This is a genomic window from Corynebacterium kefirresidentii, assembly GCF_016599755.1.
In the GTDB taxonomy this organism is placed as follows: Bacteria; Actinomycetota; Actinomycetes; order Mycobacteriales; family Mycobacteriaceae; genus Corynebacterium; species Corynebacterium kefirresidentii.
Map to the genome: position 1 here is coordinate 1,268,750 of NZ_CP067012.1, position 24,613 is coordinate 1,293,362.

General features: G+C 58.3%; 22 protein-coding genes. 16 read left to right on the plus strand and 6 right to left on the minus strand.

Annotation, left to right across the window (positions count from 1 at the left end; genetic code table 11):
* Positions 1-43 precede the first annotated feature (43 nt).
* The 3 genes from tpx to hisS all read left to right on the plus strand — a co-directional run bounded on the left by tpx (position 44) and on the right by hisS (position 2,556).
* Positions 44-541 (plus strand): thiol peroxidase, encoded by a 498-nt coding sequence (gene tpx, locus I6I12_RS06155; protein WP_200287423.1) that lies wholly within the window; start codon positions 44-46, stop codon positions 539-541.
* Between the two features lie 84 nt (positions 542-625).
* Entirely contained in the window at positions 626-1,261 is a 636-nt protein-coding gene (locus I6I12_RS06160) for an MBL fold metallo-hydrolase (RefSeq protein ID WP_200287425.1), read from the plus strand.
* Positions 1,262-1,266: 5 nt separating this feature from the next.
* Positions 1,267-2,556: a histidine--tRNA ligase gene (gene hisS, locus I6I12_RS06165; protein WP_049360699.1), complete on the plus strand. Its 1,290-nt coding sequence runs from the start codon at positions 1,267-1,269 to the stop codon at positions 2,554-2,556.
* A gap of 26 nt (positions 2,557-2,582) precedes the next feature.
* Here the strand turns inward: hisS and I6I12_RS06170 are convergent, their stop codons facing one another.
* The 5 genes from I6I12_RS06170 to ypfJ form a co-directional block, all read right to left on the minus strand.
* Positions 2,583-3,158 (minus strand): TetR/AcrR family transcriptional regulator, encoded by a 576-nt coding sequence (locus tag I6I12_RS06170; RefSeq protein ID WP_023021447.1) that lies wholly within the window; start codon positions 3,156-3,158, stop codon positions 2,583-2,585.
* A 10-nt stretch (positions 3,159-3,168) separates the two neighbouring features.
* Positions 3,169-4,578, minus strand: a complete 1,410-nt coding sequence (locus I6I12_RS06175; protein WP_023027859.1) for an L-serine ammonia-lyase — start codon at positions 4,576-4,578, stop codon at positions 3,169-3,171.
* 177 nt (positions 4,579-4,755) lie between these two features.
* Complete coding sequence (locus tag I6I12_RS06180; RefSeq protein WP_023021449.1) at positions 4,756-5,415, minus strand: FMN reductase; 660 nt, start codon at positions 5,413-5,415, stop codon at positions 4,756-4,758.
* Between the two features lie 2 nt (positions 5,416-5,417).
* A complete protein-coding gene (locus I6I12_RS06185; RefSeq protein WP_200287427.1) occupies positions 5,418-6,530 on the minus strand; it encodes an LLM class flavin-dependent oxidoreductase in 1,113 nt (370 codons plus the stop codon).
* A gap of 716 nt (positions 6,531-7,246) precedes the next feature.
* On the minus strand, positions 7,247-8,125 hold the full coding sequence (ypfJ, locus tag I6I12_RS06190) for a KPN_02809 family neutral zinc metallopeptidase (RefSeq protein ID WP_200287429.1): 879 nt from the start codon (positions 8,123-8,125) through the stop codon (positions 7,247-7,249).
* A gap of 248 nt (positions 8,126-8,373) precedes the next feature.
* Between ypfJ and aspS the strand changes: the two genes are divergently transcribed.
* The 13 genes from aspS (at position 8,374) to I6I12_RS06255 (ending at position 23,536) form a co-directional block, all read left to right on the plus strand.
* Positions 8,374-10,206, plus strand: coding sequence for an aspartate--tRNA ligase (aspS, locus tag I6I12_RS06195; RefSeq protein ID WP_023021453.1), 1,833 nt, complete (start codon positions 8,374-8,376; stop codon positions 10,204-10,206).
* 124 nt (positions 10,207-10,330) lie between these two features.
* Entirely contained in the window at positions 10,331-11,545 is a 1,215-nt protein-coding gene (locus tag I6I12_RS06200; RefSeq protein ID WP_200287431.1) for a protein kinase family protein, read from the plus strand.
* A 43-nt stretch (positions 11,546-11,588) separates the two neighbouring features.
* Entirely contained in the window at positions 11,589-12,980 is a 1,392-nt protein-coding gene (locus I6I12_RS06205; RefSeq protein WP_200287433.1) for a replication-associated recombination protein A, read from the plus strand.
* A 101-nt stretch (positions 12,981-13,081) separates the two neighbouring features.
* Entirely contained in the window at positions 13,082-15,766 is a 2,685-nt protein-coding gene (alaS, locus tag I6I12_RS06210) for an alanine--tRNA ligase (RefSeq protein WP_200287435.1), read from the plus strand.
* A 10-nt stretch (positions 15,767-15,776) separates the two neighbouring features.
* Positions 15,777-16,328, plus strand: coding sequence for a Holliday junction resolvase RuvX (gene ruvX, locus I6I12_RS06215; protein ID WP_023021457.1), 552 nt, complete (start codon positions 15,777-15,779; stop codon positions 16,326-16,328).
* Positions 16,329-16,366: 38 nt separating this feature from the next.
* Positions 16,367-17,560 carry an endolytic transglycosylase MltG gene (mltG, locus tag I6I12_RS06220; protein WP_034655375.1) on the plus strand — a complete coding sequence of 398 codons (1,194 nt, stop codon included), beginning with the start codon at positions 16,367-16,369 and terminating at the stop codon, positions 17,558-17,560.
* A gap of 29 nt (positions 17,561-17,589) precedes the next feature.
* Entirely contained in the window at positions 17,590-18,417 is an 828-nt protein-coding gene (locus tag I6I12_RS06225; RefSeq protein ID WP_200287437.1) for a shikimate dehydrogenase, read from the plus strand.
* 113 nt (positions 18,418-18,530) lie between these two features.
* The gene (locus I6I12_RS06230; protein WP_200287439.1) at positions 18,531-18,923 is read left to right on the plus strand and encodes a prepilin peptidase; all 393 of its coding nucleotides are present in this window, start codon (positions 18,531-18,533) and stop codon (positions 18,921-18,923) included.
* A 68-nt stretch (positions 18,924-18,991) separates the two neighbouring features.
* Positions 18,992-20,203 (plus strand): chorismate synthase, encoded by a 1,212-nt coding sequence (gene aroC, locus I6I12_RS06235; protein ID WP_200287441.1) that lies wholly within the window; start codon positions 18,992-18,994, stop codon positions 20,201-20,203.
* Positions 20,204-20,206: 3 nt separating this feature from the next.
* Positions 20,207-20,743, plus strand: a complete 537-nt coding sequence (locus tag I6I12_RS06240; protein ID WP_023021461.1) for a shikimate kinase — start codon at positions 20,207-20,209, stop codon at positions 20,741-20,743.
* Between the two features lie 64 nt (positions 20,744-20,807).
* Entirely contained in the window at positions 20,808-21,878 is a 1,071-nt protein-coding gene (gene aroB, locus I6I12_RS06245) for a 3-dehydroquinate synthase (RefSeq protein ID WP_200287443.1), read from the plus strand.
* A 3-nt stretch (positions 21,879-21,881) separates the two neighbouring features.
* Complete coding sequence (gene aroQ / locus I6I12_RS06250; protein ID WP_200287445.1) at positions 21,882-22,310, plus strand: type II 3-dehydroquinate dehydratase; 429 nt, start codon at positions 21,882-21,884, stop codon at positions 22,308-22,310.
* Between the two features lie 119 nt (positions 22,311-22,429).
* Positions 22,430-23,536, plus strand: a complete 1,107-nt coding sequence (locus tag I6I12_RS06255; protein ID WP_200287447.1) for a M24 family metallopeptidase — start codon at positions 22,430-22,432, stop codon at positions 23,534-23,536.
* Here I6I12_RS06255 and I6I12_RS06260 read toward each other — a convergent pair.
* Positions 23,533-24,429 (minus strand): GDSL-type esterase/lipase family protein, encoded by an 897-nt coding sequence (locus tag I6I12_RS06260; protein WP_200287449.1) that lies wholly within the window; start codon positions 24,427-24,429, stop codon positions 23,533-23,535. The two genes, I6I12_RS06255 and I6I12_RS06260, sit on opposite strands and share 4 nt — an antisense overlap.
* Positions 24,430-24,613 lie beyond the last annotated feature (184 nt).

Consider the following 24,613-nt stretch of genomic DNA (forward strand, 5'->3'; position numbering starts at 1 on the left):
TAGTCAATGGCTATTGAGCCAAGTCATAAGTACTCTGGTTTCTATGGTTGAACCAGATTTTATCGACCCGCCAACACCCACCGTTGGTGAACTTCCCGCAGTGGGAGACCCGCTGCCCGAATTCGAACTCATCGGTACGGACCTGAGTCAGATTAACAATGAGACTTTCGCGGGCACGCGCCTTATTATCTCCATCTTTCCCTCTATCGAAACCCCTTCCTGCCAGGAGCAACTGCGCCGTTTCCATGAGCAGGTTGCGCAGCTAGATAACACTAAGCTTCTTTGCGTTTCTCGTGACTTGCCTTTTACCCTCAAGCGTTTTTGCGCTGCGGAAGGCATTGCTGATGTCATCGCCGCCTCCGCATTTCGATCGGATTTTGGAGAGAAGTTCGGCGTGACCGTACGCGATTCCGTATTGGAAGGCCTCCTTGCCCGCTCCGTGGTCGTGGCCGATGAAAATCACCGGGTGATGCACACACAAATGGTTCCAGGTGTTGTCACCCAGCTTGACTACGAGAAGGTGTGGGATGTTTTGAGCTAGGCCTCACGGCGTTGCTGGTCGAGGTTCATCTACGAAGACGGGGCCGGACGGCTCTTTATTATCTGGGCAGCTAGGGTGGTGGGTATGGAAATTTTCGGTTTTACTGCCGGTCCCTTTCAGACCAATACCTATGTGATTGCGGAGGGCCGTCGCGCCTTTATCGTCGATCCCGGCATGGATGCGATGGAAAAAGTCCTAGAGCATGACTTGGACTATGAGGCTATCGTGCTTACCCACGGCCACATTGACCACACCCGCGACGCCGGATCCCTTGCCGAAAAGCTCGATATCCCTGTTTATATCCACCCCGCTGACAAGTTTATGCTCGCCAGCGGCGAAGGTGTTTCGCCCCAGGCACAGGAGCTTTTCGACGCCGCCCATATGACCCCCATCAACGACGTGCGCGAGCTACAAGACGGAGCAACCCTAGAACTCCTCGGCCACACCTTCAGCTTGAAGCACGCACCCGGGCATTCTCCGGGATGCACCATGATCGTCGCTGAGGACTTTGCCTTAACTGGTGATGTGCTCTTTGCCGGTGCCATTGGTCGCACCGACCTACCTCACTCGGATCCCAAAGCCATGCAGAAGTCCCTCGCGGGACCAGTATGGAGTTTGGCGGATAACCTCGACATTCTGCCCGGCCATGGTCCCACCACAACCATGCGTAAGGAGAGGGCGACCAATCCCTTCTTCGCTACATTGAGGGAGGTACTGTAATACCCGTGAGTAATAAAAAGCAGTTTCAGGCCCTGTCCGCTCCTAAAGGTGTCCCAGACTATTTCCCACCGCAGTCGGCCGCATTCTATAAGGTGCGCCAGACCATGGTGGAGCAGGCACATCTCTCCGGCTTCCAGCACATTGAGCTGCCCATTTTTGAAGACACCGCACTCTTTGCTCGTGGCGTAGGCGAGTCCACCGACGTGGTATCTAAAGAGATGTACACCTTCGCCGATCGCGGTGACCGCTCCGTTACTTTGCGCCCAGAGGGCACCGCCGGCGTGATGCGTTCTGTCATCGAGCACAACTTGGACCGTGGCCAACTGCCCGTGAAGCTTAACTATTTTGGTCCGTTCTTCCGCTACGAACGCCCGCAAGCCGGCCGCTACCGCCAGCTCCAGCAGGTGGGCGTGGAGGCAATTGGTGTCGACGATCCCGCGCTAGACGCCGAGGTCATTGCTTTGGCAGACCGTTCCTTCCGCGCGCTGGGGCTCAGCGGCTTCCGCCTCGAGCTCACCAGCTTAGGCGATCGCAATTGCCGCCCAGCTTACCGGGAGAAGCTGCAGGAGTTCCTCTTTAAGCTCGATTTGGATGAAGAGACCCGCCACCGTGCTGAGATCAATCCTCTGCGTGTGCTGGATGATAAGCGTCCGGAGGTCCAAGAGCAGCTTGTCGATGCCCCCTTGATGCTCGACCACCTTAATGCGGAATGCCGCGAGCATTTCGAGACCGTAACCGGCATGTTGGATGATATGGGCGTAGCTTATGAGATTAATCCGCGCATGGTGCGCGGACTGGATTACTACACTAAGACCTGCTTCGAGTTCGTCCACGACGGCCTTGGTGCGCAGTCAGGTATCGGTGGCGGTGGACGCTACGACGGACTGATGGCCCAGCTAGGAGGCCAAGACCTATCCGGCATCGGCTATGGCTTGGGCGTCGACCGCGCCCTGCTGGCTCTTGAAGCCGAGGGCATCACCCTAGAAGGCGTAGATTCTCGCGTGGACGTCTTTGGCGTGGCGCTGGGTGCCTCTGCAAAGCGCACCATGACCACTCTTATCAATGATCTCCGCAAAGCCGGCATTTCCGCGGATATGTCTTTTGGAGACCGTGGCCTCAAGGGCGCGATGAAGGGTGCGGACCGCGCAGGTGCGCGCTTCGCTCTGGTACTGGGCGAGCAGGAGCTAGAAAACGGCACCGTTGCGCTCAAGGACCTAGCCGCGCACGAGCAGCACGACGTCAATGTCTCTGACCTAGTTTCCGTCCTTACACGCGAAATGCACGGCGAGGCTTAAGTTTCTGTAGCTGGTGGGCATCGCGCTTAGGCGCGGTGCCCTCTTTTAATGCCCGCCAGGTAAAGATCAATAATCTTTTCTTGCAGGTCGGGTTGGTAGGCCTCAACATCGACCTCGCGGGGCCGCGCCAGACTCAGGAGTCCCACAATGAATTCGAGGTGGGTGACTCCGGGTCCGATCTCGCCGTGCTGTTGCCCAAGCTCAATAAACCTGCGCCCATTGCTCTCCAAGAGATCACGCTGAGCGGTTAGCTCGGGGCTCAGAGAATCCAAATCCTGGGGGATGAAGGCAGGGATAAGGGTATTAAGCTCCATGGTAAGGATATGGGTGGCATAGGCGCGGACATAATCATTGCCGGAATGCTTAGGATCCTCAAAGTCAGCGATGAGACGCTGTTGGAACCTCGCAAAGGCATCGCCCATATATTCTGCGCAAGCGCGGATAAGGCTCGCGCGGTTAGGGAAGTTGCGATAGACGGTGGCTACACTCACCCCGGCCTGTGCGGCTACCTTATCCAAAGCGACATTATCGCCGTGGGATCGGAATAACTGACACGCCGCGGCAATAATAGCTGTGCGGCGGTGAAGGGCATCTGCGCGCATGGAGTCTGTTTTAGCACTCCACCTGGGACACACTAAAGCCCATGGTCTTAGCCAATCCGCCCAGGGAGGTTTCCTTGTATTTGGAGAGCATATCGCGGCCGGTCTCTGCCATAGTTTGCACTGCATTATCCAAGGTCACATGATGAGTGCCTTCGCCCATCTTGGCCATGCGTGCGGCATTGATGGATTTAACCGCACCGATCGCATTGCGTTCGATGCACGGAATCTGCACCAATCCGCCAACTGGGTCGCAGGTCAGGCCCAAGTTATGCTCCAATGCGATCTCCGCGGCATTTTCTACCTGCGCCGGAGTAGCGCCGAGCAGCTCTGCCATACCCGCAGCGGCCATAGCGGAGGCGGAACCTACCTCGCCTTGGCAGCCCACCTCAGCTCCCGAGATGGACGCATTTTCTTTGATGATCATGCCGATAGCACCGGCGGTCAATAGGTAGCGCCGGGCGGTAGAACGGGTGAAGTCTGCGCGGAAATCGCGCGCGTAATGCAGTACCGCTGGAATGATGCCGCACGCACCATTGGTCGGTGCGGTAATGACGCGGCCACCGGCCGCGTTTTGCTCATTGACTGCGAGGGCATAGAGGTTAACCCACTCCATGGCGGAGAAACCGCAGCTGGTGTCATCCTGATTTTCCAGCAACTGGGCGTACATCTTTGGGGCGCGACGCGGCACACGCAACCCTCCCGGTAGTAGGCCCTTGGTGGAAATACCTTCGGTCACACACTCCCGCATGATGTCCCAGACCAGATCAAGGTGCCGCAAAACGAATTCGGCGCCGCCCTCGTCACGGTGCAAGGCTTCTTCGTTGGCTAGCACAATCTCCCAGATTGCCTTGTCATGAGCCTCGCACAGATTGAGCAATTCTTCGCCCGTGGTGAAATGATAAGGAACGGTGTCATCAACCTGCGCTGCGGCTACGCCAGCGGGCACCTCATTGCTTTCGGCGACTTCTGCATCAAGCTCGGAGCGAGAGAGAATAAAGCCGCCGCCGACAGAAAAGTACTCTTCTTTTTCTGCGATGAGGTTGCCACTTTCGTCCCAAGCACTAAAAATCATGCCATTGGGGTGTTGAGGAAGTGGCTCGTTATCAAAGACGATCTCATAGTCCACCGTGCCGCGGGGGCCAGAAATGGATCCTTCACTGGGGATAAATCCACCTGCGTGCGGCTCGGCGTCGATAGGCACGCTCAGTGGATCCCAGCCAGCGAGACCGAGGATGACCGCGCGGTCAGAGGCATGCCCGCGGCCAGTGGCGGAAAGAGAACCACGCAACTCGGTATACACCTTCGCCGGGTGCTTCTCGAGGGAATCGAGGAATTGCTTAGCCGCGCGCATAGGCCCAACGGTGTGCGAAGAGGACGGGCCGATGCCGATGGAGAAGATGTCCGTGACGCTAATTGTCATAGTTAAGCTGTGCCGAACCTTTCTGGGTGGATATGTGTTTGGCTCCTAGGGGCTTTTCTCGTATCAAGGGGCAAAGCCGGAAGCGAGGGGAGAGGCAAATTTTCTGTGCCCAGCGTAGCGAAAGTCACACCTTCTATCAATCGCCGCCTATGCGAAGTACAGACCGCGGCCTGTGGCCTAGTCGCCGTATCCATTCAGGAGCTTTCCCAAGGGGATGAAGTTCTCCTTGGCTAGCCGCACAGTAGAACGGCCACCCAACCCCTCCAGCTCGCCAGCGATTCCAGACACCCTGTCCCTGGGGGCAACCATTTGGTCAGCTAGCTGAATGGCAGAGCGTTCAATGCGGGTGACAATGCGTTCTCCTTCTGGAGTGCCCAAGTCTTCCGCAGCCTGAAAAACTCCCGTTGGCACGATATTTGCGTGGAGTTGATTAAACAGTGGGCGAAGCGCGTAATCCAAAATTAGGGAGTGGCGCGAAGAACCAGCTGTAGCTGCGATAATGGTGGGAAGATCGTCTAGTGCATGGGGCTTCAAGGTATCAAAGAACATCTTGAAGAGGCCTGAGTAGCTTCCCTGAAATACAGGGGTGACGGCAATAAGTCCATCGGCCTGAGCAATGCACTCTTGGGCCCGGGCCAACTCCGGCGTCGACGCAGTCCGATCTGTCATGGCAGTAGCTAGTTCGAAAGCCAGATCGCGAATCTCAATGACGTCGATCTGGGTCCCTTCACCGCGCGCGGAGATTTTGGCGCGGGTAGCCTCTGCAAGCATGTCTGCCAGCCGGCGAGAGGAAGACGGTTGCGATAAGCCAGCTGAAATAACGAGTAGGGAGCGCATAACTAGTGTTCCTTTCCAGGGCTGACCTGCAGGTGAGAAGAATTGGGCTCAGCGAGCAAGCCAGCGTGCGTCGGCGGGTGAGAAGGAACGTGGCTGGGACGGCGTTGTTCAAAGCGTCGTCGCAGCTCGGGGACTACTTGGGTGCCAAGGATTTCTATCTGCTCGAGGACTACTTCTTGCGGTAGCCCGGCATGATCGATGAGGAAAAGCTGACGCTGGTAGTCCCCGGCCCAGTCAGCAAAACTGAGGGTCTTTTCAATTACTTGCTCCACGGTGCCAACGGTCAATGGGGTCTGGGCCGTGAATTCTTCGAGGCTGGGGCCGTGTCCATAGACCGGGGCATTGTCGAAGTAGGGGCGGAAGAAATCTTTAGCCTCTTGCTCGGTATCGCCGATAAAGACCTGGCCACCAAGGCCTACAATCGCTTGGTCCGCTTGGCCGTGGCCGTAGCTTGCAAAACGACGGCGGTAGAGATCTACCATCTGAGCAGTGTGTTCCTTATTCCAAAAGATATTGTTATGGAAGAAACCATCGCCGTAATAAGCAGCTTGCTCGGCAATTTGCGGCGAACGAATTGAGCCGTGCCAGACAAAGGGTGGAATTCCATCCAGCGGCGCCGGGGTGGCGGTAAACCCTTCCAAGCCTGTGCGGAACTTTCCTTGCCAATTAACAACTGGCTCGCGCCAGAGCCTGCGCAGCAGGTGATAATTTTCAATAGCCAAGGAAATGCCCTGCTGGATATCCTTGCCAAACCACGGATAGACCGGGCCCGTATTTCCGCGGCCCAGCATGAGGTCTACTCGTCCTTGTGCAAGGTGCTGCAGGAAGGCATAGTCCTCTGCGATCTTGACCGGGTCATTTGTAGTAATAAGAGTCGTTGCAGTCGAGAGCTGCAAGCGCTTAGTCTGCGCGGCGATATAGGCCAAGTGCGTGGTAGGTGAGGACGGCACGAAGGGCGGGTTGTGGTGCTCGCCGGTGGCAAAGACATCAAGGCCTACCTCCTCGGCCTTGAGTGCAATCTCCGTTAAGTTGCGGATGCGCTCGGCCTCAGAGGGAGTTTTTCCTGAGTTGGGGTCAGTGGTTAAATCCCCGATACTGAAGATGCCGAATTGCATGGTTACCTTTCTCTGCGGTGCCCAGGGGTAAAAGACGCAGTGTGAACGGCTGGCGAATCATTCCCATTCTAGGGCATCCATTAGTACCGGTAGGTCCGCCGGTGCAACCAACCACAGCGGAGTCTCATTTACTTTGCCGTGTTCTGTGATGACGGCTGCGCACGGGCGGTTCCCCAGGCTATCGGTTTCTGATGGGCAATCCATCGGTTCCTGCACACTTACCGTGCGGGCCAGAAAGATGGCGCGATCGCTGGGCTCTTGATACCTCGCTCTATCCGCACTGTCGGCGGCATCGAGTTTGTGCTTATCGCTGAAATCCGCGGCGACCCATCGATGCGGCTGCAGGACGCGAAGGGTCTCGGGAGGGGACACCACTATGTCCCGGAGGGTGGAAATCTGCTGTACCACTGCTGCGTGCGGCTGAGCGATGAGCTCTGATTTGTAATAGCGGGCGTGGGAAAGGAGTTCTTTGCGTTCACAATGGAGCGCAGGGTTTTAAGGTCATGAAAGCGGCCAAGAATGCACTAGCTAGGTGAATAGTGATAGGTGCCAGTGTGGAGAAGGGTGGAAAGGGAGGGCGTCGCCAAGCGCGGACTGCTTGCAGCGCCCTGGGATAGGGATAAGAAAACCCGCTAGCCCCGGCACAGTCGGTATGGCTAGCGGAGGTGGCGAGTCCGTCTAGGCTCTTAGAGGATAGGCGGCGGCCAAAAGTAGTTTTAGCCGCGGTAGGCCCCGCGCTCCAAGGTGTCGCACTGGGACATCTTGCCGGAGTTATAGCCAGCGAGGAATGCCTTCTCGCGTTGTTCAGAAGAGCCATGGGTCCAGGAGTCAGGCTGGACCTGGCCCCCGGAACGGCGTTGAATATTGTCATCGCCCACCGCTTGGGCAGCGGCGACAGCATCCGAGACCTGTTCTTTGGTAATGGGCTCTAGCAAGGGGTTGTCACCCTTGTCGGCGTAGGAGGCCCACAGCCCGGCGTAGCAGTCAGCCTGCAGCTCGATCTTCACAGCGTTGGAATCGGCGCCAGGGTTGTTATAGTCCGACAAACCGAGGGTGCCCTCCAGGTTTTGAATGTGGTGGCCAAACTCGTGGGCCACGATGTACATGCGGGCCAAAGGGGCATTTTCCGCGCCGAAATTGCGCAGGGAATCAAAGAACTCGGTATCGAAGTAGGCGGACTCATCGCGTGGGCAATAGAAGGGGCCGGTAGAAGAGGATGCCGCGCCACATCCGGTATTAACGCCACCGTGGAAGACCACGCGCTCCGGTTCGGTGTATTGGATATTTGCCTGTTCTGGCAGTACCTTGGACCAAACGTTGTCCACGCTGCGGCCGGTGAACTCTACCAGGCATTCATCTTTGGTATTGCCATCTTCTGCAGTTTTGCATTCTGGGCTATCGCCCTGCGCGGCGCCATCGGACTGAGACTGTTCATTGCCTAAAATCGCGCCCAAGTCTGAGGGGTTACCGCCAAGTAGGAGGAAAAGGCCAACCAAAACAATCGAGCCGACGCCACCGCCGATGGCGATGCCACCGCCGCCGCCACCGGAACGAGCTTCCTTGCCGCCGAAATCGGCACCAGATCTAAAAGTCATGTCTAAATGGTGCCACATGGCCCCTTAAAACACAGGATGAAGATGGGTGCACAAGGGGGCAAGGAAACAGGGGGAGTGTCGCGCCTTGTAGGCCTCCGGGGCGTCGCTGCGTCTACCTTACTACGCTGCATGTACCGGTAGGGATGTAGGATTGTGCACGTTCCTAGTCTTGTGCTTGGTTTGGCGCGCGCTGTTTACGCGTGGCGGGACCCGCAAGTGACACAATTTTCAGAAGGGATTGAACAACAGTGCTGCGTACCCACTTAGCTGGTGAGCTCCGCAAAGAACTCGCAGGAGAGACCGTCACCCTAACCGGTTGGGTTTCCCGCCGCCGCGATCACGGTGGTGTGATATTCATTGACCTGCGCGATCGCTCTGGCATCGCCCAGGTTGTCTTCCGTGAATCTGACGTGGCAGAACGCGCCCACGACCTGCGCTCCGAATACTGCGTGAAGGTTACCGGTACCGTAGAGCCCCGCCCGGAAGGCTCTGAGAACCCCAACCTGCCGTCCGGCGAGATTGAGGTCAATGTCGCGGATCTTGAGGTGCTCAATAAATCCGCAGCGCTGCCGTTCCAGGTTGATGATCCTTCGACCTCGGGTGAGGTAGGCGAGGAGACTCGCTTGAAGTACCGCTACTTGGACCTGCGCCGTGAGCGCCAGGCGAAGGCCCTGCGCCTGCGTTCTGCCGCTAACCGTGCAGCCCGCAAGGTGCTGGATTCTCATGACTTTGCAGAAATTGAGACTCCAACCTTGACTCGTTCCACCCCGGAGGGTGCGCGTGACTTCCTGGTGCCGGCGCGCTTGAAGCCAGGCACGTGGTACGCACTGCCACAGTCCCCGCAGCTGTTCAAGCAGCTGCTCATGGTCGCTGGCATGGAGCGCTACTACCAGATTGCTCGTTGCTACCGCGATGAGGATTTCCGCGCCGACCGCCAGCCGGAGTTTACGCAGCTGGACGTGGAGATGTCCTTTGTAGACCAGGACGATGTCATCGCCTTGGCAGAAGAGATCGTTACCGAGCTGTGGAAGCTCATTGGCTACGAGATTAAGACTCCTATCCCGCGCATGACCTACGCTGATGCGATGAAGTACTACGGCTCTGATAAGCCAGACCTGCGCTTCGACATCAAGATTGTAGAGTGCACCGAGTTCTTTAAGGACACCACCTTCCGCGTCTTCCAGAATGAATACGTGGGCGCTGTGGTTATGGAGGGCGGCGCCTCCCAGCCACGCCGTCAGTTTGATGCTTGGCAGGACTGGGCTAAGCAGCGCGGTGCGAAGGGCTTGGCTTATATCACCGTGGGTGAGGACGGCACATTGGGTGGCCCGGTAGCTAAGAACATTACCGACGCCGAGCGCGAGGGCATCGCAGAGCACGTTGGCGCTAAGCCAGGCGATGCCATTTTCTTTGCCGCTGGCGACACCAAGTCTTCACGTGCCCTGCTGGGTGCTGCGCGCGGCGAGATTGCAAAGAAGCTGGACCTTATCAAGGAAGGCGACTGGGCCTTTACGTGGGTTGTTGATGCCCCGCTCTTCGAGCCTTCTGCCGATGCAACCGCTTCCGGCGACGTCGCTTTGGGTCACTCCAAGTGGACCGCGGTCCACCACGCCTTCACCTCCCCGAAGCCGGAGTGGATTGATTCCTTTGACCAGAACCCGGGCGAGGCTACCGCTTACGCTTATGACATTGTCTGCAACGGCAATGAGATTGGCGGCGGTTCCATCCGTATCCACCAGGAAGACGTGCAAAAGCGCGTCTTTGATGTCATGGGAATTGGGGACGAGGAAGCTCAGGAGAAGTTTGGCTTCCTGCTCGATGCCTTCTCTTATGGCGCCCCGCCACACGGCGGCATCGCCTTTGGCTGGGACCGCATTGTCTCCCTGCTGGGCGGCTTCGACTCCATCCGCGACGTCATTGCGTTCCCGAAGTCCGGCGGCGGCGTAGACCCGCTTACCGACGCCCCTGCGCCAATCCCTGCCGCACAGCGCAAGGAAACCGGCGTAGACTACAAGCCGGAAAAGAAGAAGGAACAGGACAAGGCCGGTTCCACTGCGGGAGAGACTGCTGAGGAGAAATAAGCAGATAGCTTGAACCTCAGCCGCTGAGGCACACCGTGCGGGGCACATCGTAGGCCGTGGCCATTTTCGCTGCGGGCGAACTTGTGGCCCCGCTTTGGTGTGAGGGGGCATACTGGATAGAACTATGGATGAAAACGATACTGTGCTATCGCCCGAGGACGTCATCAAGGCCGCCTCGGAGATGTTGTCGCGCCGTTTTGGTGGCACCCCGGAGATGTCGAGCGTCGAGCGCTTGGATGGCTCCGGCAATGCAATGGTCCTGCGCGCAAGGATTGCCCCCGGCGCCTTCCTGCCTCACCGCTCGGTAGTCATTAAATACAACCCGGTCACAGGCTATGGCGTTGATGATGCCGCAATGCTGCGTGAGGTTGTGGCTTATCAATTTACTACCGCGCTATCTGAAGATGTGCGCCCCGGCCCGGTGCTCCTCGCCCATGATTTAGATAAGCGCATTATCGTTTTGACGGACTTGGGAGAGGGCGAAACGCTTGCCGATGTCCTGGTTCAGTCCACCGATGCCGACCGCGTCCGAGTGCTGCGCTCGCTGGGCAGCGCACTGGGCCACATGCATGCGGGGACCGCCGGGCATGAGCAGGATTATGAAACCTTGCTTAGCCGCATGTTGCGCAAGAACCCGGAATTGGCCCCGCACCAATCCGTGCGTGATGAGGCATTGGAAGGCTCCATCGGAATCGGCCTTGATTTGCTGGATACGGCGGGGCTCGAAGCCCCCGAAAGCTTCCGTGAGCTAGCTAGTCAAGCAGCCAGGTCTTTGGCCTCCGGCAAGGACCGGGCCTTTACCCCCTTTGACCTTTCTCCAGATAATATTATCGTCTCGCAGCACCTGCACTTCTTGGATTATGAATGGGCGGGGTTCCGCAATGTAGGCTTCGACGTGGCCTGCGTTATTGCCGGTTTCCCACAATTCCTCTTCTCTAAGCCGATTACGGACGAGGAGGCAGATATTTTTATCTCCGCCTGGTCTCGTGCGGTAGCAGACGTGTGGCCGTTGTTTTCTGATCCGGAAGAGATCCATGGACTCATCGTGGCTTCACTTATCGGCTGGGCGCTGTCGAGCGTGACCACCATGCAAGCAGGCGGCATTGAAGGGCTGGTGGCCTTGGTCAGGGGAGAAGCCGAGGTCTTCCACGATCCGCAGCATTCGATCTTGCGCCCGGCCGATCACGGGCCGTTTACGGAAGATGAATTGCTGGTACGCCGCGATCTGTACGAAACCTTTGAGGCGCTGTCGCGCTATGCCGCGCGCTGCGACGGCCCCGCCTGCGCACCCATCGCAGAGTTTGGCAGCGCAATTGCGCGTCGCTTGGATGATGAATAGATAACTTTGATGTGCCCGCACACTGCTAGGAGGTAGGTTTTTAGTGTCTCAAGACTCACTCTTTGGCGGGCCCACTCCCGGGGACAATGCCGCGTCTTTGCCTGGGAAGAACCTCTTTGCCACCCACGCAGGATCGCCGCTGGCGGCGCGCATGCGCCCGCAGAGCTTGGATGAAGTGGTCGGACAAGACCACCTTTTGGCTCCTGGCAAGCCATTGCGCCGCCTAGTGGAAGGCTCAGGGGAGGCCTCTGTCATTTTGTATGGCCCGCCAGGTACTGGCAAGACCACGATTGCCTCTCTTATTGCGAGCCAGATGGGGCAGAATTTTGTGGGTCTATCCGCGCTCGATTCGGGCGTGAAGCAGGTCCGCGAGGTCATCACCCACGCCCGGCAAGAGCTCATTCACGGGCGCCGGACGGTGCTTTTTATCGATGAGGTACATCGATTTTCTAAAACCCAACAGGATGCGCTGCTCGCGGCCGTGGAAAACCGCACCGTACTGCTCGTGGCGGCGACGACGGAAAATCCCTCATTTTCCGTTGTGGCGCCGCTCCTGTCGCGCTCGCTGCTTTTGCAGCTGCATTCGCTAAGCGACGACGACCTAAGGGGCGTCGCCAAACGCGCGCTAGAAAGCGATCGAGGCTTGGGCGAGCGCAAGATTCGGATCGCCGACGAGGCCTTGGAGCAGCTAGTTCTTTTGGCCGGCGGTGATGCGCGGCGCACATTGACCTACCTGGAGGCGGCGGCCGAGGCGGTCGCCGACGGCGGGGAAATTACCGCACAGACGGTCACAGACAACGTCAATAAGGCGGTCGTGCGCTATGACCGCGACGGCGACCAACACTACGATGTGGTCTCTGCGTTTATTAAATCCATTCGTGGTTCCGATGTTGATGCTGCGCTGCACTATCTAGCCCGCATGGTGGAAGCGGGAGAGGATCCGCGCTTTATAGCGCGCAGGCTCATAGTGCATGCCTCCGAAGACATCGGTATGGCCGATCCCACTGCGCTCCAGGTAGCTGTGGCGGCGGCCGAGGCCGCACAGCTCATCGGAATGCCGGAGGCGAGAATTCCCTTGGCGCAGGCCACCATCCATCTGGCCACCGCGCCGAAGTCTCCATCAGTAATCTCCGCCATCACGCAGGCCCAGGCAGATGTGGCCGCCGGCAAGGTGGGCCACGTGCCGGCGCATCTGCGCGATGGACACTACGAGGGCGCAAAGCGGATGGGAAATGCCGTGGGCTATGTTTACCCCCACGATGATCCCCGCGGCGTAGTAGAACAGCAATACCTGCCCGATGAGTTGGAAGGCTCCGTATATTATGAACCCACCGATCATGGAGCTGAAAAGCGCGTTTATGACTATATAGGCCGCTTGCGCAGCATTATTCGCGGCAAGCGTTCTCTCGGTAAAAACGCTCGCCGGCCGCGCTGATACCTACCCAAGGGAAATTGCGGTGCGGCGAAGGGTAAAGTTGGGCGGGTTAGAAACTTCTCGATAGAAGATGAAAGCTCATACAGTTAGGATTGTTGCTCGTGAAGACTCATGAGATCCGGGAACGGTTTACCCAGCACTTCGTCAATTCTGGTCACGAGGCGGTACCAAGTGCCTCGCTGATCCTGGATGACCCTAACCTGCTTTTCGTAAACGCGGGCATGGTTCCATTCAAGCCCTACTTCCTGGGCCAGCAGAATCCGCCCTTTGCCAAGGGGCTAGCCACCTCTATTCAGAAGTGCGTGCGCACCCTTGATATTGAAGAGGTGGGCATTACCACCCGCCACAACACCTTCTTCCAGATGGCCGGAAACTTCTCCTTTGGCCAGTACTTCAAGGAAGGCGCCATCACCAATGCCTGGACCTTGCTTACCCGCTCCGTTGAGGAGGGCGGTTTTGGTTTAGACCCAGAACGCTTGTGGGTGACGGTGTACCTGGATGATGATGAGGCCGCCGAAATCTGGCGCGATAAGATTGGCGTTCCTGAAGAGCGCATTCAGCGCCTCGGCATGGAGGATAACTACTGGTCCATGGGTATCCCTGGACCATGTGGCCCGTGCTCCGAGATTTATTTCGATCGCGGTCCTGAGTACGGCAAGGACGGCGGACCCATTGCCGATGATAACCGCTACATGGAGATCTGGAACTTGGTCTTCATGCAAAACGAACGCGGCGAGGGCATTGGTAAGGGCAATTTTGAAATCGTTGGCGAGCTGCCCAAGAAGAACATCGATACTGGCCTTGGCATCGAGCGCGTGGCCTGCATTTTGCAGGGCGTAGACAACGTCTACGAAACAGACCTGCTGCGTCCAGTCATTGACGTAGCTGAGGAACTTACCGGTGCCACCTACGGCGATAAAGCCTCTCAGGAAGACAATATCCGCTTCCGAGTGGTAGCGGACCACTCCCGCACCGGCATGATGCTCATCTTGGATGGCGTAACCCCGGGCAATGAGGGCCGCGGATATATCCTGCGTCGCCTGCTGCGCCGCATTATCCGTTCCGCCAAGCTGCTGGGCGCTACCGGTGCCACCATGGAGCGCTTCATGAACACGGTCATGGATACCATGACTCCGTCTTATCCGGAGATTGCGGACAACCGTGAGCGCATTCTGCGCGTGGCCGTCAACGAAGAAAAGGCCTTCCTCAAGACTCTGGAGTCCGGAACCCGCCTCTTCGACGATGCCGTGCAGGAGCTCAAGTCCACCTCTCGCGCGAAGACCGCAAAGGTCCTGCCTGGTGAGAAGGCCTTTGAGCTGCACGATACCTATGGTTTCCCCATCGACTTGACGCTGGAAATGGCCCAGGAAGCGGGCCTTGAGGTGGACATGGATGGCTTCAACGATGCCATGGGTGAGCAGCGCCGCCGCGCCAAGGCCGATAACCAGGCCAAGAAGCACGGGCACACTGACCTTTCCCTCTACCGCGACTGGGTAGACAATAACCCCACCGTCTTCACCGGCTACGAGGAGCTTACTTCCGACGCCCGCGTGATCGGCCTTGTCCGCGGCGGAGAAAAGGTCGATGAAGTCCACGAGGGTGAAGAGGTCGAGGTCATTTTGGACCACACCCCACTTTATGCCGAGGCGGGCGGCCAGATGGCTGATCGCGGGCGCATTGTGGCCGGCGAGTCCTTGCTGGAGGTCAATGACGTCCAAAAGATTGGCAAGAAGCTGTGGGTCCACAAAGCCACGGTTACGGCTGGCGGCCTAGACCTGGGCATGTCGGTTGAGGCGGGCGTCGACGAGCAGTGGCGCCACGGCGCTACCCAGGCTCACTCTGCTACGCACCTCATTCACGCCGCACTGCGCCAGGTGCTTGGCCCCACCGCGGTCCAGGCTGGTTCTATGAACCGCCCGGGTTACCTACGGTTTGACTTCAACTACACCGAACAGCTCAGCCAGGCCCAGCTGGAAGAAATTGCCTTGATTACCAACCAGGCAATTGACTCCAATTTTGCCGTCAACACCATCGAGACCTCCTTGGAAGAGGCTAAGGCCATGGGCGCCATGGCGCTCTTTGGTGAGAACTACGGCAAGGAAGTCCGCGTGGTAGAAATCGGCGGACCGTTCTCCATCGAGCTATGCGGCGGTACCCACGTGGGATCCTCCGCTGAAATCGGCCCGGTTTCCGTGCTGGGTGAATCTTCCGTAGGCTCTGGCGCTCGCCGCATTGAGGCTTACTCCGGTATGGATGCCTTCCGTTACTACTCCAAGGAAACCGCCTTGGTGGAAGGAGTCTCCCGCGAGCTTAAGGTACAGACCGAGGACCTGCCTGAGCGCATTGCTCAGCTATCTGAGAAGCTCAAGGCAGCAGAAAAGGAAATCGAAACCCTGCGCAAGCAGCAGCTGGCTGCGCGTGCCTCCGAGTTTGTCGGCGCCGCCAAGGACATCAATGGTTTCAAGGTTATTGCGCTGACGTTGCCGGATGGAACCACCGGTGGGGACCTGCGCACCGTGGCTACGGACCTGCGTAACCGCCTGCGCGAGGAAGAAGCCGTCATCGTCTTGGGCGCCCAGGACAAGGGCAAGTTCCCGTTCATCGTGGCAGCCACCGACAAGGCCGTCGAACGCGGTGTGAAGTCCGGGGACGTCGTCAAGCAATTTGGCCAGTACGTTGATGGCCGCGGCGGCGGTAAGCCGGACATGGCCCAGGGCTCCGGTTCTTCAGCTGCAGGTGCAGAGCGCGGCTTTGCCGCCGTCGAGGATATGCTCGAGTCCCTGTAGGAGTTCGAACGTGGCACAAGTGGAACCAGATATCCCCGGGGTTGATGATCCGGGGCAGGGCCGCCGGCTCGCGCTTGACGTCGGTACTGTACGCATCGGCGTAGCAGTGTCCAATAGGGAAGCAACGCTTGCCACCCCAGTGGAGACCGTTCACCGCGAAACCGGGTTTAAGGACCGCGATAAGGGTGATATCGACCGGATCCTAGAATTGATTGATTTTTATGAGGCGGTCGAGGTCATCGTGGGGCTGCCACGAGATTTGCAGGGAAATGGCTCAAAAAGCGTAAAACATGCTAAAGAAATTGCGTTTCGGATCCGCCGTCGGTTGAATCGAAATGCAAATATGGATAAAGTTCCACCACCAGTACGTTTGGCTGATGAGCGTTTGACTACCGTGGCAGCGACCACCGCGCTGCGCGCGTCAGGCGTGTCCGAGAAGAAGGGCCGTAAAGTCATCGACCAAGCAGCAGCGGTGGAGATATTGCAGACATGGTTGGACGGGCGTGCAAACGCTCTCCGTCCAAGGGATGCAATAGATCAGCCTTCAAACTCAGGAGACTAAAACAAGTGAGCCGTAATCAAGAACGTCTCGGTCGATCGATGGAGCCGAAACACGTCAAGCGCCGCCAGCGCGGCATTGCCGTTATCATTGCGTCGATCATCGTTATCCTTGGCGCCCTTATCTACATCGGATTCCGTCTCGGCAATACCTCTGCCGATTATGAGGGAACCGGCAACGGTACCACCCAGCTGGTGGAGGTGCCGGAAGGCTCGTCGATGTCCGAGCTCGGTCCTGCACTGGTGGAAAAGAATGTGGTCAAGACCCAAGACGCCTTTGACTCTGCTGCGTCTATGAACCATAGCGCAAGCCAAATCCAACCTGGCTTCTACCGCCTGCAGGAAGAGATGAGTGCCAACGCCGCGGTAGAGGCGCTATTGGATAAGAATAACCGCGTCGACATGCTCGAAGTCCAAGGCGGCGCAACCTTGGAGGACGTCAAGGTTGTTGGTGGAGACGTTCGTTATGGCATCTACTCCTTGATTTCTGAGGTCAGCTGCAACGATGGCAACTGCCTGAAGAAGGAAGACCTAGAAAAGGTCGCTGCGGAAACTGATCCTGCTGAGCTGGGTGCGCCACAGTGGGCACTCGAGGCCATTAACAAGCGCGGCAACGATCCTAAGCGCATTGAGGGCCTTATCGCTCCAGGCCAGTACGTCCTGGACCCCAATATGGAGGCCAAGGATATTCTGAAGGACCTCATTACCCGCTCTACCAAGCGCTACAACGAGACCAAGATCGAAGAACGCGCCCAGGCTATCGGTCTGAGCCCTTATGAGCTGCTTACTTCCGCATCCCTAGTGGAGCGCGAGGCGCCAGCAGGTGAGTTCGACAAGGTCGCCCGCGTCATCCTCAACCGTCTGGACGAGCCGATGCGCTTGGAGTTTGACTCCACCGTGAACTATGGCTTGGAAGACGTTGAGCTGGCCACCACCGATAAGGCCCGTGAGGAGAAGACTCCGTGGAATACCTACGCAAAGGAGGGCCTGCCGGATACCCCGATTGCTTCTCCTTCGGATGATGCAATCAAGGCCATGGAGCAGCCTGCTGAGGGCAATTGGAAGTTCTTTGTCACCGTGGACGAGGAAGGCACCACCGTCTTCTCCGATACCTACGATGAGCACTTGGGCCGCGTTGATGACGCCATCCGCTCCGGCGTGCTTGACTCCAAGCGCGAAGGGGAGGGCGCTGGTTCCGGCAACGGCGACGCCGCTGCCGAGCAGCCCGCCCAATAAAGTCGCAAAACCACGAAGAGGTAGAACCGATGCCACGTGCGGCAGTCCTTGGTAGCCCCATCGAGCACTCACTGTCTCCGGTGCTCCACAATGCTGGCTACGAGGCTGCCGGGCTCGAAGGTTGGGACTACACCCGCTTTGAAACGGCTGCGGAGGCCTTGCCGGATCTGGTGAGGCGGAGTACCCCTGAGTTCGTAGGGTTCTCCGTCACCATGCCGGGTAAGTTCGCCGCCCTCCGCTTTGCGGATACCGTAAGCGAGCGCGCACAGCTGATAGGTTCCGCAAACACCCTGGTGCGTAAAGAAGAAGGGTGGTTTGCAGACAATACCGACACCGAAGGCGTGCGTGGCGCGCTCATAGAACTTTTGGGGGATTCCCCCGCACGGCACGCGATGCTCATTGGAGCTGGAGGCACAGCGCGTCCAGCTTTGTGGGCGCTGGCTGAGCGCGGAGTGTCTACCGTCACCGTGCTCAATCGCTCGGACCGTAGCGCCGAGCTACGGCCACTTGCCCAAGAGTTGGGACTGGAGCTTTCTTTCACCGGTTTCGATGGTGACCTATCTGCACTGTCTCGCGCAGCCGATGTCATTGTATCCACCGTTCCCGCCGCTGCGGTGGAGGACTATGTCTTCGACATCGCCCACGCACCGGTGCTCGACGTTATTTATGATCCCTGGCCCACGCCGCTGACCACGTGCGCGGCGGCCAACGGGTACAAGTCCGTCGGCGGACATATCATGCTCGCATATCAAGCATTTAGCCAGTTTGAGCAATTTACCGGCGTGGCCGCACCGCGGGAAGAGATGCTAAATGCATTGAATAAGGAATTGCAGCGGCGGTCGCAAACTGTCAAATAAAACGAGGCCTGGACAAGTGCGGGCTATCCTTCGCGTCTGGCTCACGCTGCACAATTCGCCCTCTGAGTGGAAGCCTCGAGCGCTAGGCGGTACCTCGCTTTACTCTAAGTCCCGTGTTGATCTTTGGGGGAATTGTTTATTGCCTTTGGGCCGCGGCACTGTCTTGGTGGGACTTTCGGCATCGCCGCTTGCCCGACTGGTTGACGCTGCCAGCCGCTGCGTTGTCACTTGTACTTGCCAACTGGGGCGGGCTGTGGTGGCCGGGGATATATCTCGTGCTTGGGCTGGCCCATACAGGGGTGGGCGGCGGCGATATTAAGCTGGCCGTGCCCTTAGGGATGCTGGTAGGGCATGCTGCTGGGTTCATAGGGGTGGTGGCGGCGAGCGGCTGCGCGTCCCTGTTAACGTTCGTCTGGTCTGTGTGTGCTGGGCAGAAAGAAAGCGCGCATGGCCCCGCGATGTTATTGGCGGCGGCACTCATCGTGGCTTGTGTTTACCCTTTTTGAGGGGGTGGAAGAATATATTGCGGGGCCAAGTTCATACCGGATTGGCCTCATCGTGCGATAATACCCGCATGCTTCGTTGGACTACTGCAGGTGAATCCCACGGCCAGGCTCTTATTTCTCTGCTGGAGCACATGCCCGCCGGGGTCCCAATTACCCGCGCCGATATTTCGCATCAGCTTTCCCGGCGCCGCCTTGGCTACGGCCGTGGCGCCCGCATGAAGTTTGAGGCTGATGAGGTTACCGTGCTGGGCGGAGTCCGCCACGGGCTGACTCTGGGTAGTCCTATTGCCATAATGATTGGCAATACGGAGTGGCCGAAGTGGACCACCATCATGTCGGCCGATCCACTGGATATGGACGATGAAGAAAATATAAAGGCCATGAATTCTGGACGAGGTGCAGCCCTGACTAGGCCGCGTCCAGGCCACGCGGATTTTGCCGGAATGGTGAAATACCGCCATAGTGAAGCGCGCCCCATTCTAGAGCGTTCCTCCGCGCGTGAGACTGCAGCGCGTGTGGCTGCCGCTACCGTCGCGCGCAACTTCCTGCGCGAGACCCTCGGCATCGAGGTACTCTCCCACGTCATTTCTATTGGGGCTTCTGAGCCTTATGAGGGCCCTGCGCCGGCGTTCGCGGACATCGAGGCTATCGATGATTCACCCGTGCGCGCCTGTGATAAGGAGGCAGAGGCCTCCATGATTGCAGAAATCGAAACCGCCAAGAAACAAGGCGATACCTTGGGCGGCATCGTCGAAGTCGTGGTAGATGGCCTGCCTATTGGACTGGGCTCGCACATTTCCGGCGATGACCGTTTGGATGCGCAATTAGCCAGCGCTTTGATGGGCATTCAGGCTATCAAAGGAGTGGAAATCGGTGATGGCTTCGCAGAGGCTCGTCGGCGCGGCTCCGCTGCTCACGATGAAATGGTGCGTACCGCTGAGGGCATTTCCCGCCTCACCAATCGCGCAGGTGGCCTCGAAGGCGGCATGACTAATGGGCAGCAGCTTCGTGTCCGGGCGGCGATGAAACCAATCTCTACCGTCCCGCGCGCATTGCGCACCGTTGATATGGAATCCGGCGCTGAGGCAACTGCCATTCACCAGCGCTCCGATGTCTGCGCGGTTCCGGCGGCCGGCGTCGTAGCAGAAGCCATGGTTGCCCTTGTTCTTGCGCGCGCTGTGCTTGAGAAATTCGGCGGAGATAGCCTCGAAGAAACCTCTCAGGCTATTGCCGCGTATGATAGATACGTTTCGGACCGCCTTGCTTTTGACCAGGAGTAAGTTATGACCACCCCAACCGCCGTTACGGGCCAACCCCGCCCACGCGTTGTTTTGGTTGGCCCGCCAGGCGCGGGTAAATCCACACTTGGCCGCCGCCTATCCCATGCCCTGAGCTGTGAATTTACTGACTCTGACCACCTTATTGAACAGGCACAAGCAAAGCCTTGCGGGGAAGTCTTTAGCGAGCTCGGTGAGCAGGACTTCCGTGCGCTTGAAGCGCAACACGTTGCGGCCGCGTTGCGTACCGATGGGGTCGTAAGTCTCGGCGGCGGGGCAGTGCTCACGGAGTCCACTCGTGACCTCCTGGAGCGGCACACGGTAATTTTTTTGGATATTTCCCCTGAAGAAGGAGCAAGGCGCACCTCCGGTGATAGCAATCGGCCGGTTCTTGCAGCCGCTGACCCCCTCGAACATTACCGAAACCTAGTGGACGTGCGGCGCCCGTATTACCAGGAGGTTGCCGATTATCGAGTGCGCACAGATACCCGAACCCCGCAGCAGGTAGTAGGCGATATTCTCGGTTTCCTCGATACCCTTTAGCTGCCCGCTGCGCTCGTACTTGTTCCTCGCCACACTGCCTCGGCGGCGAACGGAAAGGACCACCATGCCCACCATTGCCGTTAATGGACCGCAGCCTTATAAAGTTCGCATTGGCGCCGGTCTCAATGAAGACATCGCGCAGCGCTGCGCGGAGATTGGCGCTAGCCGGGCAGGCATTGTCTTCCAACCGCCGCTGCGCGCCGCCGCCGAGCACCTAGCGGAACTCGTTGGGACCCAGGGGGTCGTGCCCGTGCTCATTGAGGTTCCCGATGCTGAGGCGGCCAAGCAGCTCAGCGTCGTTGGCGGTGTATGGGACAAGCTGGGGGAGAACGGCTTTAACCGGCGTGACGTCATCATCGGCCTAGGCGGTGGTGCCACCACCGATATGGCGGGGTTTGTGGCGGCTGGGTGGATGCGTGGCATCAAGATTATCCAGGTGCCTACAACGCTATTGGCCATGGTTGATGCCGCCGTGGGCGGCAAAACCGGCATCAATACGGCGGCCGGGAAGAATCTTGTCGGCGCCTTTCACGAGCCGGATTCCGTCTTTGTGGACCTAGAGCGCCTTGACACCCTGCCCGAGGCGGAAATCGTTGCCGGTTCGGCGGAGATCATCAAAACTGGTTTCATCCATGACCCGGTAATTCTGGAACGCTATGAGGACAACCCTGGGGCCTGCGTGGACCCGCAGGGCTTCTTGCCAGAATTAATAGAACGCTCCATCGCAGTAAAAGCCGCCGTGGTAAGCCAAGACTTGAAAGAGTCAGGTATGCGCGAAACGCTGAACTACGGCCACACTTTTGGCCATGCTGTAGAGCGCCATGAGAACTACGAATGGCGCCATGGCAACGCGGTGGCAGTGGGCATCATGTTTATCGCCCACCTGTCGCATTCCCGCGGCCTCATTGATGCTCAACTGGTGGAAAAGCACCGCCGGATCCTGCACAGCATTGGGCTTCCCACGCGGTATAAGGCAGGCCATTTCGCCGACCTGTATGAGGCCATGACCCATGATAAGAAGAACAGGGACGGCCAAATTCGGTTTGTGGCCTTGACTGGGGTGGGTGAGACCACCCGCCTGGAAGGCCCTGACTTGGACGAGCTCGAGGCGGCCTACGCCGCGATTTCGGAGTAGAAGATGAAGATTATTGTTCTCAACGGCCCGAACTTAAACCGCTTGGGAAAGCGACAACCGGATGTCTACGGCTCAACCACCTTGGCCGATGTGGAGCGCATGATTGCCTCGCGTGCCGCCGAACACGGGGTAGAGGTGGAATGTTTTCAATCCAACCATGAGGGCGAGCTCATTGAAGAGGTACATGCCGCCGCGGATGCGGGCTATCCCGTGATTATCAACCCTGGCGGGTTTACCCATACCTCGGTGGCTTTGCGCGATGCCCTGGCTGAAGTGGCGGAGGGAGCCGGATTCGTCGAAGTGCATATCTCCAATGTGCATGCACGCGAGCCCTTCCGCCATCACTCCTATCTCAGTCCGATTGCCCGCGGTGTGATTGCTGGCTTGGGGGTCTTTGGTTATGTTGCGGCAGTGGACTACCTCTGCCAATAGAAGCGTCCCACTGGGCTTCGTGGCGTCCGGGCGGAAAGAAAACGGCCCGACCGCGGTGGCAAGGTCGATATACTGGGTGAATACTTTCAACACCGCAGTCAACCCAGGAGGATTAAATCATGGCTTTGGCAGATACCCGCTTTAGTGACCGGCGCCGCAAGCTTGCCGCGACACTGGCCAGCCAGCGCATCGATGCCGTTTTAGTAACCCACCTCACGCATGTGCGTTATCTTTCGGGGTTTTCCGGATCCAATGGTGGTCTGCTTTTGCGCAAGGATCTTTCCGCACAGGTTGCTACCGATGGCCGCTACACCACGCAGATTTCCCGCGAGGTCCCTGATCTGGAAGCTATTCAGGGGCGCGCTGTAGGCAAGGTGCTCCTGCAGCAATTCGCCGATGTGCAAGGACCGGTCCGCGTGGGCTTTGAGGCAGACTACCTGACGGTATCTGAATTGAAGGAACTCGAAGATTCGGCCCCAGAGTCAGTCACCTTGGTCCCCGTTACTGGCGTGATTGAAGATATTCGGCTGTTTAAAGACCCACTCGAGCTGGAAAAGCTGGAGGAAATTGCCGCGCTGGCTAATCAGGCGCTGGAGGATCTCCTGGCCGCAGGCGAGCTGCGTGCCGGCCGCACGGAGCGCCAGGTGGCTGCCGATTTGGAGTACCGGATGCGCATGCTCGGCTCGGAGCGGGTGAGCTTCGATACCATCGTCGCTTCCGGTCCCAATTCGGCCATGCCACACCATGGTGCGGACGATCGGGTCATCGAGGACGGAGATTTGGTGACCATCGACTTCGGTGCGCATCTGCGGGGGTTCAACTCCGACTGCACGCGCACTTACGTCGTGGGCGCGGCGAATGACTTTGCTAAAGAAATTTATGATGTGGTGCTACGCGCCCAGAAAGCGGGCGTGGCAGCGTCGGTGCCGGGCGCTAAGCTTGCCGACGTCGACGCAGCTTGCCGCGACATTATTTCCGCCGCCGGCTATGGCGATTACTTTGTGCACTCGACTGGCCACGGAGTAGGCCTCGACGTACACGAGGCGCCCTTCGCCGCCCAGACCGGGAAGGGCGAACTGGCCGCGGGCATGACCTTGACCATCGAGCCGGGCATTTACGTGCCTGGCAAGGGCGGCGTGCGCATCGAAGATACCCTCATCATTACCGATGGCGCACCGAAGATCATCACCGCCGCGACGAAGGAGCTCACCGAGCTACCTGCCTAGTGGCTGAGCACCTTGGAGTTGAGCAGCTGGGCGACGTTGCGGTTGCCCAGGTGCGTGAGGTGGTTGAAAAGGTTGTGCGGTACGGAGTACTCCCACTTGCCGGAAATCCAGCGCGTGCTGTCCGGTGCGCACATGCCATGATCAATGGAATCGGCGCGTAGGTCGTAGTACTGGACACCGCTGGCACGTGCTGCCTTGTACATCGCGCTATTGACTTGGTCCTCGCCGGTGTGTACCAGGCCCGCGTAGTCCAGATTGAAACCGGCGTCGGTGGAGCCCGGCGCGGACGTGCGTACCGGGCATACGGCGCCGTTACGGGCGGAGATGGCGGGATACCCTACGACGGTGATGTGCGCATGAGGCGCGGCCTGACGGACACGCTGGATGGAACGCTTCATGCCGTCAAAATAAGGATTGGCGGAAGATAGCGATGGCCGCAAAATTTCCTGGAGGTCGTTGGCGCCAAACTGAATCAAAACATTCTTGGTTGCACCATTGAGATCGTTATTGGCAATGGCCCCGTTTATCTGCTCCTCGAAGTCCTTGCGGTGCGACTGGCCGGCGGCTTTCGCGGCAGAACAGGCGTAGTTGGCTACGTGCTGGCCAGAAACCCGCTCCAGTTCGCGGCCTACATTGCTGTGACCCTGCGGGCAGCCCTGCGGGGAAGGTGCACCCGGGGTGTCTTCAATGCCATGGGTAGCAGACGAGAGAGCAGTGTCTGCTGCGGGGGACAGGCTGGAGGTGGTCCCGATCTGGCCATAGGTAGGGTTAGCGAAGATAGAATCGCCGAACATCACGGTTTGGGCATCCGCCGCCAGTGCTTGGGGAGCGCTAAGTGCTGCTAAAGCTGCGCCAGTCACGGTAGCCACAGCAGAAAGCTTATTGAAAGGCATCGCAAAAATCCTTGGTAGAAATGTGAAAAATTAATACGGCAAGACTGTACCGTACAGCCAGTTATCGTTGGATAAAAACCATTACGTGTCTGTTCTCCACCTGCTGCGTATGGTCACAAGCTGCGGAAGTTTCTCTTTTAGCCAAGATAGGGCAGAAGTGCGGGGCGGAAATGGGGGACCAGTA